Below are 16,167 nucleotides of genomic sequence, written 5' to 3' on the forward strand. Positions count from 1 at the left end.
ATGTTCAAATTAACATACACAGTAGGCAGATTATTGTTCTTTGCTCTTATTTGCTGCTCATTCAATTCATGCAAAAAGTATCTTGATAAAAAATCAGATACGGCGGTTGTTGTTCCAGCGAGTATGGCTGATTTACAAGCATTGCTTGACAATTCAACCAAAATGAATTTACAACGCACTCCTAACTACAGTGAATCTTCCTGTGACGATTATTTTCTTCCGGAGGCTACGTATAATGCGTTTGATGACGAACGGCAGCGTATCTATCGCTGGCAACCGGTGGCATATAATTTTCAGAATGATTGGTCACTGGCATATGAGCCCGTTTATATTGCCAACTATTGCCTTGAACAATTAGACAAGTTGGCTATTAGCCCATCAACACTTAGCCTATGGAACAATATTAAAGGTTCCGCTTTATTTTTCCGAAGCTATTACTTCCTGGGACTTACCTGGTCGCATGCTAAAGCATACGATAAAGATTCTTCATCAATCCATCCTGGAATAGTCCTCAGGCTTAGTGCAGATTTTAATCAGCCCTCTCAGAGAGCAACGGTAAAGGAGTCGTACGATCGTATTGTTATGGATGCAAAAGAAGCTGCAATCTATCTGCCCGATCTAGCTGTGCATGTGTTGCGTCCTTCGAAAGCGGCTGCTTATGGATTGCTGGCCCGTACTTATTTATCCATGCGGCAATACGACAGTGCATTTAAATATGCAGGGCTTTGTCTTCAAATAAAAAACAGTTTGATCGATTATAATGCTGATGCTGATTTAAACGGGACGGTTAATTCTACAACACCTTTTAAACGATTTAATAAAGAAACCATTTTCTATTCTGAAATGACCAGCACCTACACTACGCAATCCATATCAAGGGCAAGGGTTGACACATTTTTATATGCATCCTACGATGGAAACGATTTACGTAAAAGAGCTTTCTACCGCCTGGCAGCTCCGTATTATCAGTTCAAGGGTAGTTATACTGGAAATAACAATCAATATTTTACAGGTATATCAACCGCCGAAATGTTTTTGATCAGATCGGAATGTTATGCAAGGTTTCAGAATACTGCTTCAGCTATGCTTGACTTAAATACACTGATGCAGAAGAGATGGAGCAATACTGTTACTTATCCGGCTTTTACTGCAACAGATCCTGCGGATGCATTACGGAAAGTTTTAACAGAGCGAAGAAAGGAATTATACATGCGGGGGTTAAGATGGATTGATATAAAACGTTTAAATAAAGAAAACGCTAACATCACTTTACAACGCAAAATTGCAGGCAACATGTTTACCTTGCTTCCAAATGCAGGATTTTATGCTTTACCAATACCTGCTGATATTATACACCTAACGGGTATTTCACAAAACAACTAGAAACAAAAAAGAGCCTGCATTAAGCAGGCTCGTTGCCTTTTTGATTTTTCTTAGTCTTCCTGGTTAGAGTATGCGCTGCTTGTGCCTGTAATAGCAGTAACATGCGCAGTTGATCCGCTCAGAGTTGCAGAGATGGCTACATTTCGTAACTCGGTAGGCGTTGTTGTATTATCAACGTTTGCTCCGATTACTTTAACCCTGCAAGCTTTCTGGTCCTGTCCGCCGCAATCATCAACATTTTTGCCTACATACTTCCAGTATGTGTTGGTTTCGGTTTCAACATTCGCTACTGAATAGCCACCACTTTGTGAACCATCAAACTCAAAATAGTACATATCCACCTGTCCCCTTTTTTGATATTCAGTAAAAGAAAAAGTTCCGATTGCAATTACGACAGCTATTAGGCTGAAAAAAATCTTACGCATAAAAATAAAGTTTAGTTAATTGAAAATGGTTTTATGTTTCCATGAGAGTGTTCTGTTTCTGTTAGCAATAATTAGTTGTTCCCTTAAGGGAACTAGGGAGGCGATTGATATATTTTTTGCTTCTCTGTTCTGTAACAGATTATTCCCACAACTATTAGTACCAAAACCGTCAGGTTAAAAAGAATATGCTGGTTCCAGTTCATTTTACTGATTACTCCGCCGCAGTTACAGGGAAGATGCGAAGCGAACCGAACCATCCATGTCAGGTAAATAGTAAACGACAGCGTCAATCCCAACGACCCATAAAGACCTCTTAAACGTGTTACGGGTATAAACAGAAGGATGACAAGTAGTAACTCGGCTAGCGGTATTCCCCAAGCAAGCAATGCTGTATATTTCTTTAGTAATGGAGAAGTCCCCAAAACATTCCTGAACCTATCAAATTCAGTGAACTTGCTAACGGCTGTATAAAGAAAGAGTAGCAGCACAGTGGCACTGATAATATCACGTGTGATTTCCTTATTTGTCCAGTTAGCAACTTTACGCATGGGTTGAGTTTAATTATCGATGAACTATTGTAAAGTTTGCAACTGTATTTTTAAACTGATAGTCAATTCAAGTCAATCTCAATCGTCTGTTTTGGAAAGTCGTTTTATACGTCACCTTTTTTCTTTCGTGGTGTATAGCCGAATTTTTTCTTGAACTTTTTAATAAAATGAGAACTGTCTTTAAATCCTGCTTGTGTTACAATGTCAACCAACGGCTGTTTAGTTTCATGGAGTAGCTTCTTTGCAAGATCCAGCCGTTGATCAACAATGTATTGATGAATTGTCATTCCTGTAAGCAGTTTAAATTCTTTTGTCAAGGTCTTACTGCTGATGTAAAACCGCTTCGCCATTTCATTTACACTTTCTAATTCAGCGTCATCCAGGTTTGCAAAAATGTATTCCCTCAATGCAATTGCCTTTTCTTTTGACGAAGAGTTTATTGGTAAGCTATATTCATGTTTACGTAGTCCTTCACTATAATAATTTAATAATTCAATCATGAATTGTCTTAAGGGCAAATCAAGGGCAAATGCTTTTTGAGAGATTGTTTCCATTCGTTTCAACTTCATCCATGCATCTTTTGGGAAAGAGAATCCTCTAAGTAAAGTGCCATTCCTGTTTTGTTGCAACTGCCGTTCAATTAATTCTTCAATACCTGCATGCTCAATGGTCATTCCATGAAAACTATTAGGGGGAGGGATAAAATAGAGTAAAAAGTATTCTTCTTTTTTTAATTGAATTTGATGAATACCTGCCGGAACGTAAAACACATTGATCGTTTTTGAATCAGTATATACTTTACCATGTCCTGTCAGGTTTCCTTCGAGATTCCCTTTCAGAAATACCGCAACAATAACCTGCGCTTCTGCCACAAAAATTTCAAGCGAACCATTTTTATTGACGGCAAACCACCATACTTCAAGCCAGTAATCTTTTCCTTTAACTGATTGAACAACAAATTCACCAAGGTCACAACTTGTGTAAAGCACTTCAGCAAAATTTAATGCGTAGTTGAAATCAGAAGGATATTTGTTGGTTATTTCTAGCACTCCGGCATCAGGTTGCAGGAAGTTTATTTTCAAAGGTGATTTCATATTATCCAGGTTGTTGATTCAATATGCAGTCAACACAAATTCTTCATAACCTTTCCTTAAACTTTAGGAGCAAAACGAATACTTGTGATGATCATTCCTTAAACTTACAGGGGCATGATTTAACTGTTCCCTAAATTATAAGAACAAAAAAATCTATGAAAGCCAAACCTATTTTTTACACATCGGTTATCAGGCTGTTCACATAATAATTGTAGTTAAAGACAATAAAAGGGAGGTTGATGATAATATTGCCACACGAACAAACAAAGCCAGAATGCCATTACACATCGACAATCGGCCTGTTCACGGAATATTTTTTTTATTGCCCTGCGAATAAAGAAATCTTTGTCCGCTCAACACATTGCTAACAAAAACCGGAATTACTTCCCATAATTCACTTCTACTATGTAAAACCCAAATCCATTGCTGAAACCCACTTCAGCAAAATCTTCCCTGCAAATACAAACAGAGAAAGCTTTATTGCTTTATTGTCGCTCATTATACCCTATCCATAATTTTAAACCCGTACCCAATCTTGTATGAAACTTTTACAACTCACCACCCGATCAGGTGTTATTAAACCCTACAGCAAAAAAGAATTAACAGAGATGTATAATGTTAGTTCGAAAACCATGACACGCTGGCTTAAACCTCACAAAGAAAAAATCGGGAAACGAGAAGGACGTTATTACAATGTCAAACAAATAGAGATCATCTTTGATACACTTGGTTTACCTGCTGTGTTAGATGAAGCTGCATAATTTTCTTAATTGCTTTTTCCTTTTAGGAGTACTAATCGTCCAAATATTGCCATACACTCCCCTAATCTACCCAAACCGGGACAGTGATACTTTGAGGCCGTTGTATGTTTGCACAACGAAAAACAAAATAGCACAACACTACCCTATGGCGAAACATGAACCTAAAAAATACTTCGACGAAAATGGACACTTATTAATCAAACCGTACCGGATAATCGACCTGGCAAACATCTTTGATATTAACCGCAAAACAATGCAACGCTGGATCAATCAGTATCCAGTTGAACTGAAGAAAGAAGAAGGCAAATACTTTTCCATTCACCAGGTAGAATTCATGATCTCAAAATTCGGATTACCTAAAAGAATAGATACAAGAATGGCTGCATAGCATAACGTGCTTGCATCACCATATTCTTCTAAATAAAAAATCAAACTCTATGAAAGACGAACTTATACATAATGGCAATACGTCCAGCAGTGTTTTTCTTACCGGTTGCATACTTCTCGCTAACCTTGATTTCACCGGCCTGCTCGACTATGCCATTAAGGCTTTAATTGGCGGAGCCATCTGGCTAGGATATAAAGTGTCTGCTGATTTCATTGATCGAAAACGCAACGCCCGTAAATGAGTTTGCTGAAAAAAATCGCAACTGGTGCGGCAGTTGGAATTGCAGTTGTTGCTGGCTGGTCTTATGTAAACAAACTTAAAAAAGCTGGGGAAGAATTGCTGGTAATACCAAAAGCATCCATACATCAGGTAACCTTTCAGGGGTTAACGATCAAAGTAGATGTATTAGTGAAGAACCCAACGAAAGGAAGTTTCAGCATAAAATTTCCGTTTGTGAAATTGATATACAAAGACACTGTAGTTGGCAGTTCCCAAAGCCTGGACAAAGAAATAAAGATACCAGCGTTCGGAGAATTGAGGTTAGATGCGATCATGATACAGATACCAGTAACCAGTGTTTTCTCTTTGGTGTTTAATCTGATCAAAGCACTGATCAACAAGGAAACAATTAAAATGACAGTAAAGACAGCAACACATCTCAATCTTGGTTGGATGCTCTTGCCCTATGAAAACAAAACAGAAGTAAGCATCAAAAAATAAACAGGCAATATCTGTACCAATGGAAGTAACAAAAAAGCGTGTCATCAAAAGTGGACAGGAGTATACTGCTCTATTTCCAAAAGCAGAACGAACGACTTCCACTATTCGCAGCAATGCGAACGTAACACATACCGTTGCTTTTATTCCTAAAGTAGTTTCAGAAACACTGCATCATACAAAACAGATTGCCCAACAGTTAAAAGATAAAACAACCTATGAAACCTGCTCCCGTATCTGGCATTTCGTTTATCAGCACATTGCCTATCGTAAAGACAGGGATGGCTATGAAGAAATCCGAAGCCCTGCACGGGTATGGCACGATAGAAAGCAAGGGGTGGATTGTGATTGCTACTCGGTGTTTATTTCCAGTATTCTTAGCAACCTGGGGATTCCGCATCTGCTACGTATCACCAAATATCACCGGGATTATTTTCAACACATCTACCCCGTCGTGCTTAACAATGGAAAAGAAATTATTATTGATTGTGTAACAGAACAGTTCAATTATGAAGTACCCTATTCTGAAAAAAAAGATTATCCTATGGATCTGCAATATCTTAATGGCTTTGAAGAAAACAATTTTGATGGACTTGGTAAGTTGTTTGCAAAAAAGGGGGCGAGCAAATCCAAACTAACATTGCCTGTAAGTAAAGCGGTAACTGCTGCGAAGAAGACAAATATATTTCAGAAACTAAAAGCCAAGAAGGCAACTAAAGCCGCAACTGCAGGCAATGCTCCTGCTAAAAAGAAGGGCATCAAAAAAATCCTAAATGCAGTTAACAAGATTAATCCGGCTACTGTGCTGTTACGCAATGGCATCCTGGCTTCCATGAAACTTAATATTAAAAATGCTGCAGGTCGATTACGCTGGAGTTATCTCACTCCTGAACAGGCTGCGCAAAAAAATATTGATCCTGCAAAGTTTCAGCGATTAGTTGCTGTAAGACAAAAGCTGGAGAATATTTTTTATGGTGCGGGTGGCAAACCGGAGAATTTAAAAAAAGCAATTCTTTCAGGCAAAGGAAATAAAGACAAAGCTGTTAGCGGATTGAATGGTTACAGTGTGAGTGGAGTTGATTACATGAGCACTTATACCGGCTTATCTCAGCTGCTTGGCAATGATGTTTATTATTCAGAAAACGTTGATGGGCTTGGGCAGCTTGGTGAACCAATTACATTGGCAACTATTGCAGCAGCGACTGGTGTTATCTCTGGTATTATTGCTGCTCTCAAACAGGTAGGTGATATTTTTAAGGGTAAGTCGAAAGGCTCTGAAGATTTTGATGAAAAAACGAATGAAGCTGCGGAAAACAACCAACCTGTGCCAGGAACAACGCAAGTTCCCGAAACAGCAACTAATCCCCTATCAACTGGCGTAACAGAAAATAATCAGTTACCTGGAAGCAATGGTGGAACTGTCTTTTCGGAAAACAACAATGACCCTGGCGCTTTCAATACTTCGAATGAAATTGCTCCAAGAGATTCATTGGAAGACGACGAGATTAATACAGTAGTTCCGCTTACTGAAAACCCAAACACAGTTATTTCTAAAGATCCTCCAACACCAACTCAAACCACTTTTTGGGAGAAAAATAAAAGCTGGTTAAAACCAGTGGCTATTGGTGTAGGTGGTATCAGTTTAATTGCTATTGGCTTTGCTGTTCTAAAACCTGCTAAGTCATCTGTAAAATCATCACGGTCTTTATCTGGTCTGCCACGAAAGAAAAGCAAACAATACCGGAAGAAAAAATATTCAAAGTCAAAATCCCAACACGCAAGAAAAAAAGCAATTGCTCTACTGTAATTAACTCTATTCAAATCCTATAATCATGGCTAAAAAAAGAAAAAAACAATATGCGAAAAATGCAAGACGAAATGGTTTCCTGAAAGGATTCAGTTCGCAACTTAATACCAAAGGCAATGTAAAAAATACAGCCCTTGAAACCGGAAAAGATATTCTGGTATGTGTACTTGGTGGAGGATTGATTGGAGCAGCGATTGGAAAGCCCTCACTTGCTGTTGGTATTGTAACCACCGGTTTGGGACATTACACAGGCAGCAGGTTAACTCAACTATTAGGGTTGGGTATCATGGCAGCTAATGGTTTCCAAAAAAGCAACGTAACCGTCAGTGGTTTGGAAGGACTGGATGGCGTAAAAGAGCGATTGCAAGCCTACAAAGAAAACTTTTTAGAGAAACTTTATATCGACAAGCTAAAAAAGAAAATGGCTGCAAACGGTGTCGGCGAACTGCATTATTTCTCTTACCCCAATAATGAATTCGCAGGATTGGATGCCATTGAAGAACAATTAACAGATAGTGCAATTCAATTTAATGGAGGAATACCTGAACTGGAAACCGGAACAGGTGATCTTAATGATCGCTTATTCTAAGCAGAAAAAAATTTAATAAACAAAAAAACAATTTACTCTATGTTAGGCTTACTTGAAGGAATTGAAGAATACAATAACCAAGGCGCATTATTAGGTCTTGATGGAATGGATGATGGTGAACTGCTTGGTGCATTACGCCGCATGAATCCGATCCAACGTGCCAAAACAGTTAATAAACTTTCCAATACAGGAGCTGCTTCACGTGGTTCCAGGGCAGAGATGGAAAAATTCTTTGCTGAACTTCCTGCACACATTAAAGAAGGGCTAGTGCGTGGTGAATTAAGACTTGCTGATTCTACTATCTATTCTATTAAAGCAGTGAATTCAAAAACGATCAAGCTTTTTGAAACGCAGGATGATAAAGAAATTGGTTTACGTAATGTTTCCAATGCGAAACTGCCAAAGAACCAGGCTTTTCTTGTAAGCGGCATTTTTTTGCTTGCCGGTATTTCTGCTGATGGAACAAAAGATAAAATCATTGCCACCGAATTTAAAGGGCTGGAAACATTTAACAGCATTGCTAATGGTGAGTTTTCACTCAAGAGTAATAAAAAACAAATTGTACCTGAGACTGGCAATGTCGTTTTTAAAACAGCTGGCAATAAAAATGTACCTGTTGGTTATTACAAGCTTGCCAATCCCCGACTTATTCACGATGACATTTTAATTGAAATGACAATTGAACTCGGTTCAATGGATGGCATTGCTGCCAATACTTATATCTATGCGGGACTGCATGGCACGATAACCACACCGTAAGAGTTTAACCTATGAAATCACCATCGATCAACTGCGGATCACAGGGCTGTTGCATGAATAACAGCCCTGTGGTTCGGGTTGAATCGAATTCATCTTATGAATAATAATTCAACAGCGTATAAAAACCTGCGTGCCTTTCTCATTATGATCCAATATGCGGAAGGCACATTTACCCAGGATGGCTACCGTAAACTTTTTGGCGGCACAATCATTAATGATTTATCAAAACATCCGAACAAAGCAAATACCCGTTGGGGTATTACAAGCACAGCTGCTGGTGCTTACCAGATTTTAAGCAAAACATGGAATGAGTTACAGAAGAAATTAAAGCTTCCTGATTTTACTCCCATTAGCCAGGACAAAGCTGCTATTGAATTGATCCGCAGAAGAAAGGCATTAGAAGATGTACTGGCTGGAAAAATTGATCAGGCTCTGGAAAAATGTAAAAAAGAATGGGCCTCACTTCCAGGAGCTGGTTATGGACAGAATGAAAAAAGCAAAACAAATCTGTTGACAGTTTATAAAACTGCAGGTGGTATAATTAAAGTTTAAGAGCATGAATAAACGAATTAAAAAACGCTATGATGTTGATGTAACGGCAGCTTCAACGCTTCACAGCAAAACATTTGAACTGGATAAAACGGTTGAAAAAATTCATGGGATTCTTTTTGCGTCCGACAGGGATGATCTCATGTATTATCGTGGGTCGGCCAAGGTTGAAATCAACAGTGAAGAAATTTTCCCTGAAAGCTACGAAAGCAAACTACTGATGAGTGGATTAAACGTATCTCCCAATGATCGTTATTACAACTTAGGTGGTATTCCTCCAGGTAATTTTAAAGTAAAGGTAGAATACAAGGACACAGCTGATGCAAGGCTGGCATTTGTTGCCTATCGAGTTTCCATCTATCTCGATGTAGAAATTAAAGCCTAAACAAAATTGAATGCTGATGATGCAACAAACAGCGATACTTCACCGTGAACAGATTACCAGGCGTGGTGAGATCAAATATTTTCAGATTCCTTTACCAGGTACTGTCAAACATATCATTGCAGCTGAAGCAAGTGTTTTTTGTTACAGCACTACTCCAAATGAACAAGCAGCTCCAGAAAATGGAACACCTGTAGTGACTCAACCTTCGCCGACAACAACCACAACCACCAGTAATTGTCCGAATCCCGGTGTAGCTTCTATTGATCCTATCAGTAACACCGATACGGGTGTCAATGGTATTCGTACACAGGTTTTCCGTATTGGTGCGGCTGTTAATCCCGGTTTTATCTATAGTTGTGGAGTATATTCTGTGGTTGTGATAGTAGTTGCTGTTGAGGGTGATACTCCTATGCATATTGCAGAGAAACTGGCTTTAGAGGTGAATAATACATCACTTGGAACATGGAGTCAATATGGAAGCAATAATCACAATTACAAACCAACTGCAACTGCTTTTGATCAATATCTAACCTTGACAACCGATTATCAGCATTCATTCTTTGCCTCCGGTTCAGGTGAATGTCAGGGTGCTGCTCCACCGGTTGATCCGCCGCAAGATCCTCCACCTGCGCTGTTGCAATATGATCCCTTATTTAAAATTAAACGAAATGAAAAAGCAGGTTCATTAGCATTACAAAGTCCAGATGTGACTGATATTTTTTTTCAGACTGATGTATTTCGGGAAGACCGCAATGTGAATTACGGGGATTTTTCTTTCATTGGTTCAGAAAGTGGGGAATCACTTAAAGGGAAAAAAAGATATGCTAATGAACTGCTTATTCATACAGCATCACCTCTACTTGAGGCTTACTATAAAGACAGCCTGGGAGATTTTCACAGTATGGATTTAAGTTATGATTTGAATATTATTATCTGGTTTGAAAAACAAAAGTCATGACAAGTGATCTGGCACTGGAATATATCAACAGACGAATGAAAGAAATGGGTCATGGCAAAGACTATTTGCTACGATTCCGTCACGTTCTTTTAAAACTTGGTGAAGTACGGGAGATATCAGCCTACAACCAGATTTTTTTATTGATTGATCCCATGAGTACAATACGAATTGAAAGTGATGTTGGACTTTTTGATGTAAATGAAGATCATGCCAATGAAATGCAATATGAACACCGGGGTAGAATTAAGATTACCAACTTATCACTCTCCCCAACCAATGCAAGATTCTTGCAAGCAATACCCGTAAACCTGAAGGAAGATGCCGGTAACCAATGATCTATATGACCAGTTGAAAATTGATAAGCTCAAACATTTCTTAGAAGCACAGGCAGAGAAAGGTCAGGCTCGCCCTTTTGAAGTCTTTGTCGATAATCTCAAAGTGGTTTCTAAAACGGATGATCCCAAAGAGTTTGACAGTTATGAATTTTACATGAATGAGGATACTGAAAAAGTCCGCATACTCATTTACAACTCTCATCTCTCGCCACGTAACGATCAGTATTGTTATATGGTGCAACGAAATAAAACGGAGAAGCCTCTGAATGGTCTTGGAGATATTGAAGGAATTATACAGGATAAACTGGCGGCCCGTGATCGTGAACATGAAATGAATCGATTAAAGGAAGAACTGGAATCAGCAAGAGAAGAAACCGCAGAAACAGAAGCCTATGCAAAGGAGCTGGAAAAAGAAATTGCTTTTTTAAAGGAGAACAAATTCAAACTCGGCAATATCAATTTAGGTGAACTGGCCTCTGTTGCTATTGAAGGCATTGTTCGTCGCAATCCGCAAATGTTGGCAAAGATTCCAGGAGGTGAAGCCCTTGCCGGTATAATCGAACAAGATAATCGTGATAAAGAAAAAATTCTTAATGACACTCCAATGGAATCGGCAGTCAGTGTAGAAAAAACTTCGGTAGCTGAAGTAACAGATGAAGAGAAGCGACACTTGGCTTACCTCCGCAAACTCGAACAAAGTTTTAACCGGGAACAGGCAGAACAATTCAATCTTGTATTGAGTGCTATGATTGAAGAACCTGCTACCATTCCAGGCATCATTGAATTTCTAAACAAAAACAAACTATAACATATGAAACCCTACAAGTACCAGGTTACGCTGGAAGAAAAATCAGAACAGGATGCAGATGAAAAAATTAATGCACTGACAGTCCTTGCAAAAAAACTTACGGTGAAAGAACTGAGCAAGCTGGCGCATATCGTGAAGACCGATCCTGTCAAAACTGCATTAGCTAAGAAATATTTAGGTGTTTAATAATTGATCAATCCTATCCTTTGAAAACCACTTCCACCACAAAGTCAACAGACACGGCCTTGAAAGAAACTATGGCATATACCCTGATGGGGATTATTGTACTCGGTGGAAGTTTCTTTATTGGAAGAACGCTTATACGTACTGCAAGAGCAACGAATGAACAAAAGAAAACATTTGAAGAAGGTAATCCGGCTGCTTACGCACAGCAATTAAAGATGGCATTTGAAAACGATAATTATTTCGGATGGGGAACTGATGAGAATAATGTACGAACCGTGATGCGTAAAATACCAACGAAGGATTTTTTCAAAAAAGTGATGCTGTCTTACCAAAAACTATATGCAAAAAGTTTAATGGCTGATTTAAAAAGTGCACTTAGCAGTAGTGAGTATAGTGAAATGATGGCCATCATTGCACCTAAACCCGATACAATGGTTGAAACCAAAAACGCAAACGTGAGTGCAGCACAACACATGGCATGGGCTAGACGACTGAAAGCCGCTTTTGATCTCACCTATTGGTTTATGCCTGGAACAGATGAAGATGCAATCAAAGCTGTTTTTATTGAAATCCCCACACAAAAAGATTTTCAGCAAGTGGCAACAGCTTATGCAAAAGAATATGGGAATGATTTATACAAGGATCTGAAGGCAGAATTGGAACTATGGGAATATGGTCCTATGATGGAATTGATCAATCAAAAACCCAAAGCGTAAATCATATGACTAAAAAGAAACCTGCTGCGGGAAAGCAGAAAAAGAAAAAGATTTTAATTACTACGCTTGCTGTTGGCGCAACGGGCATACTAGGATATTTTGGCTGGCAGTACCTGAAACAAAAGAAGCAATCGAAAACAACGGACCTTGATACGTTCATTAACAATATTCAATCGCCTGTTGTTACTACACCGGTTTACACTGCATTGCAACCTAAAATCGCCGCAGTTAAAACAAGTGTTCCAACTGCTTCTTCTACCAAACGTAATGATGACTTTCCACTGAAGAAAGGCAGCAAAGGAGAGAATGTCAAACATTTACAGCTTGCATTGATTTCTAAGCATGGCAAACAAATCCTGCCTAAATATGGCGCTGATGGTGATTTTGGTTCAGAAGTAGTCAGTGCATTAAAAAACCTGAATCTTCCCTCTTCAATTACTGAAAGCACATTTCATGTATTGACACAAGTTTCGAAAGCAAACGCATCTTCAATTGGGAAAGATCTTTACAAGACAGCAATTTCAAAAGATTTAAACAAGGCGATCAGCTTATTGAAACAACTTGCCACAGTTGATGATTATACAACCGCCAATGAACAGTTTAAACTAGGACGCATCAATGGTGTAAGGCAAACCATCGTGAACGGTCTTCTGAATAGTTTTAGCACAGAAGTTCAAAAGCAAAAGATCAAATTTGAATTCTTGCGAATCGGCCTTCAGTACGATGGTAACAAATGGAGCTTGTCTGGTATCGATGGCAGACCGATTGTTACCATTAAACCTGCCACTGTTTGGATCAATGTAAACGAAAAGGTTGCAGTTCCCTCCCGAATGGTTTTGGGTAATGAAGTAAGTAAACGTTTAGACTATACCCTATTTGAAAACAAAGGAAAATACTTTTTGGTCGAATCCGCATCTGTTAAATATTTATAATCATAAAACTCTATGAAAATGAAAAGACATATTAAGTATCTCATTGTACACAGTACAGCCACCTTTGATCCCAAAGTAACTCAGTTCTACGGCGATTTTCACTACGTCGTTGAACGAAACGGAGAGATCAAAAAAGTGCATCATGAAAATCAGATCGTCAGTAACATTAAGACGGTTGACAATGAATCGGTACACATCGCCTATGCTGGAGGCAGAAACAAGTCTGGTAATCTCTGTGACACCCGCACTCCTGTTCAGGAAGAAGCATTGTTTAATAAGTTATTAGTACTCTCCATGAAATATCCGAGTGCAGCAATCGTAGGGCATGATGATATAATAGCTTCATCGGGCTGTCCGGGATTCTCCGTGAAAGACTGGCTCAGAAATTATGAACCTGAATTGGCCGTTGCATAACCTTTTTCAAAAACACTTTCCATACCTATGTCAAATACAATGGCTGATGCCTTACGTATAAAAGGGTATCATGTACAAACACGACCTTTTGAAATAAACATCGTTGGTGTTCGCAGCAATAGCGTTGAACCTAATCGCTTTGATGATTCGATCTATATATTCTACCACAACAATGAAGGAAAAACAGTTCAGCAGCGATTTGCAGCAACAACTGACCCCGGTACATATTGGCTTAAAAATCCCATGAACCCGCAAGGCACAGCCATTTTAAAGGAAGGACAATATCGTAACGCTTACAGTATTGGCATGCATCGTGGTAAATACCTGGCACTTGTTCAATTATTACCTGTAACTGTACTTCGTGACTATGACCGTAATGCTGTATTGGATTTTATGAATGGTCGTGAAGAAGCAGGATTATTCGGTATCAATATTCACAGGGCTGCAGAAAATGGCACGACTAAATCAGTGGATCAGTATTCAGCAGGATGCCAGGTATTTGCAAGTGCTGTTGACTTCAATTTATTTATGTCCCTTTGCGAGAGACATCGGCAGTTGTACGGCAATCGTTTCACCTACACGTTGATTGATGAACGGGCCTATAACCGTACAACAAAAAAAAAGGATTGATGCTGTTATCAGCATTATTATTTGGTGTCGGTGCAGCGACACTCTCCTACACTATTCAAACTGACAGTACATGAAATTTTTTCTGACAGAAATCTTCCGTGACAAAAACGGCAATTTTTCCCTTCGTGAATGTGTAAATGCCGTACTGGTTTTGGTGATGATAATAAGTTGGCTTGGGCAGCAGTTTTTTGCTATGCCGATACCTGAATTTATGTTTTACTCTTTCACCAGCCTGGTAGCCGCCGGTTATTTTGGTTACTCCATCGAGCGAAAAACCTTTGGTAAAAATGAAAACGAACAAAAAAACTGAACACATGAAAAACATCCTCTACCCTATTATCTGTGCGTTGATTCTGGCTTCGATTTTACTCTTTCTCTTTCAATCAGTCAAAGTCCTTGACAATGACACGCACCAAAGAAACATAGAAGTAAAGCCAGTTTTAAAAAGGTTTGTTCAGTCGGAACAAATCGCTATTAAAATTGTGGATTCGCTCAGAGAGCAAAACTCCATTCAATCTACTCAACTGATTGCGTTAAAAACTGAACTGGCAAAAGTGAAGAAGAAGAATTCTTCATTAAAATCCTCAGTTGAAAAGCTACTGGATAGATCAGAAAACGCTTTTGCCCAATCGGAAGTTCATCGATACGCTTATTGTGATTCCGTTATTGAAGGCAGCAAGGAGCTTTTGCAAAGTGTAGCAACAAAAGACAGTCTTTATGAATTGGTCATAAAAAACTTAGAAATCCAACTGGTCAATAAAGATTCCATTATTGAGATAAATGACAAGCTGTATGCGGAATTAAAAACCAGTTTCAAACAATCTATTGATCAGCAACAAGTGCTTCTTATCGAAAACAAGCATTTACAAAAACAGATCAAGCGGCAAGAACGTAAAGGCAAATTCCAAAAAGCTACGCTGTTTGTATTAACCGGGATCATCACGTATAAAACCGTTCGCCCTTGAAAGATAAGAATCCACTTAAAGAAAAAGCAATTGTTTCAGGTATTACGCTTTTAACCTCTCTGATTGCCTATTGGTATTCAAGGGAAACACAGAAAGATTCGGTGCCTTATGTGATGATGGGTGGCTTCTTAGGTTCAATCATCGGTGAAACAATTGCAGAACGAATATCAAAATCAAATCATAATAATTAAAACAACATCCTATGCCTATTCAGTTATTTAATGACGGTGCATGTATCAGAATCAAAAACGGCACTAAGACGATGCTCGTCACCAAAGAGCAGGTTAAAATGATTGATACGATCAAAGACAATATTGTTCGTATCGATATTGGTGAAGGCCCTCTTAAAAATATATTTATCAACTACCAGGATGTAACTGTTCCGGAAGTTACATCTGCAAACAGTTTGCGAGATAAGATCAAAGAAATGTTACTCTCGGATAACTTCGATGGAGGTGATGCGACAGAACAAGGACAGATCAATATTTTAACGCAGCTTACTGCCATAGCCGGATTGCTCACTACGTTGAATCAAAACGAAACGGATTTAGCAAAGACCGATCCAACACTCATTGATGAATCCAATCCTTATATGATTTTCCAGGGTTGGCATAAATTGATCGGCAACCCCGCTAACCCTGAATGGGCTATCCGCAGAATTCGTAAAGAAGGAGATCTTATACATTATGAGTGGGCCTTTGCTAATCAAAACAAAGAAAATGTTTGGGATAACAGAGAAGGATTTACTTACCTGCCTTTTGATCCAACCGGTGCAGCTTTAGTTCCTCCAAGCGGCCCACTTCCTTAATACAATCTTG

25 protein-coding genes are annotated in these 16,167 nt (G+C 38.9%); 22 read left to right on the forward strand and 3 right to left on the reverse strand.

The genetic code is table 11. The features are described 5' to 3' along the window. A complete protein-coding gene (locus ACO1QW_RS09770; protein WP_486257995.1) occupies positions 1–1,383 on the forward strand; it encodes a RagB/SusD family nutrient uptake outer membrane protein in 1,383 nt (460 codons plus the stop codon). A 50-nt stretch (positions 1,384–1,433) separates the two neighbouring features. Here ACO1QW_RS09770 and ACO1QW_RS09775 read toward each other — a convergent pair whose 3' ends face one another. The 3 genes from ACO1QW_RS09775 to ACO1QW_RS09785 form a co-directional block, all read right to left on the reverse strand. Beyond that, complete coding sequence (locus ACO1QW_RS09775; protein WP_486257996.1) at positions 1,434–1,808, reverse strand: hypothetical protein; 375 nt, start codon at positions 1,806–1,808, stop codon at positions 1,434–1,436. Between the two features lie 92 nt (positions 1,809–1,900). Continuing rightward, positions 1,901–2,356: a MauE/DoxX family redox-associated membrane protein gene (locus ACO1QW_RS09780; protein WP_486257997.1), complete on the reverse strand. Its 456-nt coding sequence runs from the start codon at positions 2,354–2,356 to the stop codon at positions 1,901–1,903. A gap of 104 nt (positions 2,357–2,460) precedes the next feature. Then, the gene (locus tag ACO1QW_RS09785) at positions 2,461–3,450 is read right to left on the reverse strand and encodes a helix-turn-helix domain-containing protein (protein WP_486257999.1); all 990 of its coding nucleotides are present in this window, start codon (positions 3,448–3,450) and stop codon (positions 2,461–2,463) included. Positions 3,451–3,989: 539 nt separating this feature from the next. On the opposite strand from ACO1QW_RS09785, the gene ACO1QW_RS09790 reads away from it, so the two are divergent. The 21 genes from ACO1QW_RS09790 (at position 3,990) to ACO1QW_RS09890 (ending at position 16,157) form a co-directional block, all read left to right on the forward strand. Continuing rightward, the gene (locus ACO1QW_RS09790; protein ID WP_486258000.1) at positions 3,990–4,211 is read left to right on the forward strand and encodes a hypothetical protein; all 222 of its coding nucleotides are present in this window, start codon (positions 3,990–3,992) and stop codon (positions 4,209–4,211) included. 145 nt (positions 4,212–4,356) lie between these two features. Then, the gene (locus tag ACO1QW_RS09795) at positions 4,357–4,599 is read left to right on the forward strand and encodes a hypothetical protein (RefSeq protein ID WP_486258002.1); all 243 of its coding nucleotides are present in this window, start codon (positions 4,357–4,359) and stop codon (positions 4,597–4,599) included. A gap of 49 nt (positions 4,600–4,648) precedes the next feature. Continuing rightward, positions 4,649–4,840, forward strand: coding sequence for a hypothetical protein (locus ACO1QW_RS09800; protein WP_486258004.1), 192 nt, complete (start codon positions 4,649–4,651; stop codon positions 4,838–4,840). Then, positions 4,837–5,319 (forward strand): hypothetical protein, encoded by a 483-nt coding sequence (locus ACO1QW_RS09805; RefSeq protein WP_486258005.1) that lies wholly within the window; start codon positions 4,837–4,839, stop codon positions 5,317–5,319. Before ACO1QW_RS09800 ends, ACO1QW_RS09805 begins: the two co-directional genes overlap by 4 nt. Positions 5,320–5,338: 19 nt before the next feature. Next, positions 5,339–7,123 (forward strand): transglutaminase-like domain-containing protein, encoded by a 1,785-nt coding sequence (locus ACO1QW_RS09810; RefSeq protein ID WP_486258006.1) that lies wholly within the window; start codon positions 5,339–5,341, stop codon positions 7,121–7,123. A gap of 25 nt (positions 7,124–7,148) precedes the next feature. After that, positions 7,149–7,712 (forward strand): hypothetical protein, encoded by a 564-nt coding sequence (locus ACO1QW_RS09815; RefSeq protein WP_486258009.1) that lies wholly within the window; start codon positions 7,149–7,151, stop codon positions 7,710–7,712. A 39-nt stretch (positions 7,713–7,751) separates the two neighbouring features. Beyond that, entirely contained in the window at positions 7,752–8,471 is a 720-nt protein-coding gene (locus tag ACO1QW_RS09820; protein WP_486258011.1) for a hypothetical protein, read from the forward strand. 96 nt (positions 8,472–8,567) lie between these two features. Further along, on the forward strand, positions 8,568–9,023 hold the full coding sequence (locus ACO1QW_RS09825; RefSeq protein WP_486258013.1) for a glycoside hydrolase family 24 protein: 456 nt from the start codon (positions 8,568–8,570) through the stop codon (positions 9,021–9,023). A 4-nt stretch (positions 9,024–9,027) separates the two neighbouring features. After that, complete coding sequence (locus ACO1QW_RS09830) at positions 9,028–9,405, forward strand: hypothetical protein (RefSeq protein WP_486258015.1); 378 nt, start codon at positions 9,028–9,030, stop codon at positions 9,403–9,405. Positions 9,406–9,421: 16 nt separating this feature from the next. Then, complete coding sequence (locus ACO1QW_RS09835) at positions 9,422–10,363, forward strand: hypothetical protein (RefSeq protein ID WP_486258017.1); 942 nt, start codon at positions 9,422–9,424, stop codon at positions 10,361–10,363. Then, positions 10,360–10,698 carry a hypothetical protein gene (locus ACO1QW_RS09840; protein WP_486258018.1) on the forward strand — a complete coding sequence of 113 codons (339 nt, stop codon included), beginning with the start codon at positions 10,360–10,362 and terminating at the stop codon, positions 10,696–10,698. The genes ACO1QW_RS09835 and ACO1QW_RS09840 overlap by 4 nt, the downstream gene beginning before the upstream one ends. Further along, positions 10,682–11,506, forward strand: a complete 825-nt coding sequence (locus tag ACO1QW_RS09845; protein WP_486258020.1) for a hypothetical protein — start codon at positions 10,682–10,684, stop codon at positions 11,504–11,506. Before ACO1QW_RS09840 ends, ACO1QW_RS09845 begins: the two co-directional genes overlap by 17 nt. A 3-nt stretch (positions 11,507–11,509) precedes the next feature. Beyond that, a complete protein-coding gene (locus ACO1QW_RS09850; protein WP_486258022.1) occupies positions 11,510–11,692 on the forward strand; it encodes a hypothetical protein in 183 nt (60 codons plus the stop codon). A 71-nt stretch (positions 11,693–11,763) separates the two neighbouring features. Beyond that, positions 11,764–12,408, forward strand: a complete 645-nt coding sequence (locus ACO1QW_RS09855; RefSeq protein ID WP_486258023.1) for a hypothetical protein — start codon at positions 11,764–11,766, stop codon at positions 12,406–12,408. A gap of 5 nt (positions 12,409–12,413) precedes the next feature. Beyond that, on the forward strand, positions 12,414–13,340 hold the full coding sequence (locus tag ACO1QW_RS09860; RefSeq protein WP_486258025.1) for a peptidoglycan-binding domain-containing protein: 927 nt from the start codon (positions 12,414–12,416) through the stop codon (positions 13,338–13,340). Positions 13,341–13,358: 18 nt separating this feature from the next. Then, positions 13,359–13,754, forward strand: a complete 396-nt coding sequence (locus ACO1QW_RS09865; RefSeq protein ID WP_486258027.1) for an N-acetylmuramoyl-L-alanine amidase — start codon at positions 13,359–13,361, stop codon at positions 13,752–13,754. A 27-nt stretch (positions 13,755–13,781) separates the two neighbouring features. Beyond that, entirely contained in the window at positions 13,782–14,384 is a 603-nt protein-coding gene (locus ACO1QW_RS09870) for a hypothetical protein (RefSeq protein ID WP_486258029.1), read from the forward strand. Positions 14,385–14,454: 70 nt separating this feature from the next. Further along, a complete protein-coding gene (locus ACO1QW_RS09875; RefSeq protein WP_486258031.1) occupies positions 14,455–14,694 on the forward strand; it encodes a hypothetical protein in 240 nt (79 codons plus the stop codon). A 4-nt stretch (positions 14,695–14,698) separates the two neighbouring features. Then, positions 14,699–15,349, forward strand: coding sequence for a hypothetical protein (locus tag ACO1QW_RS09880; protein ID WP_486258033.1), 651 nt, complete (start codon positions 14,699–14,701; stop codon positions 15,347–15,349). Beyond that, on the forward strand, positions 15,346–15,540 hold the full coding sequence (locus tag ACO1QW_RS09885; RefSeq protein ID WP_486258035.1) for a hypothetical protein: 195 nt from the start codon (positions 15,346–15,348) through the stop codon (positions 15,538–15,540). The genes ACO1QW_RS09880 and ACO1QW_RS09885 overlap by 4 nt, the downstream gene beginning before the upstream one ends. Before the next feature lie 11 nt (positions 15,541–15,551). After that, on the forward strand, positions 15,552–16,157 hold the full coding sequence (locus tag ACO1QW_RS09890) for a hypothetical protein (RefSeq protein ID WP_486258037.1): 606 nt from the start codon (positions 15,552–15,554) through the stop codon (positions 16,155–16,157). The last annotated feature ends 10 nt before the right edge of the window (positions 16,158–16,167 follow it).

This window comes from Lacibacter sp., from assembly GCF_057361365.1.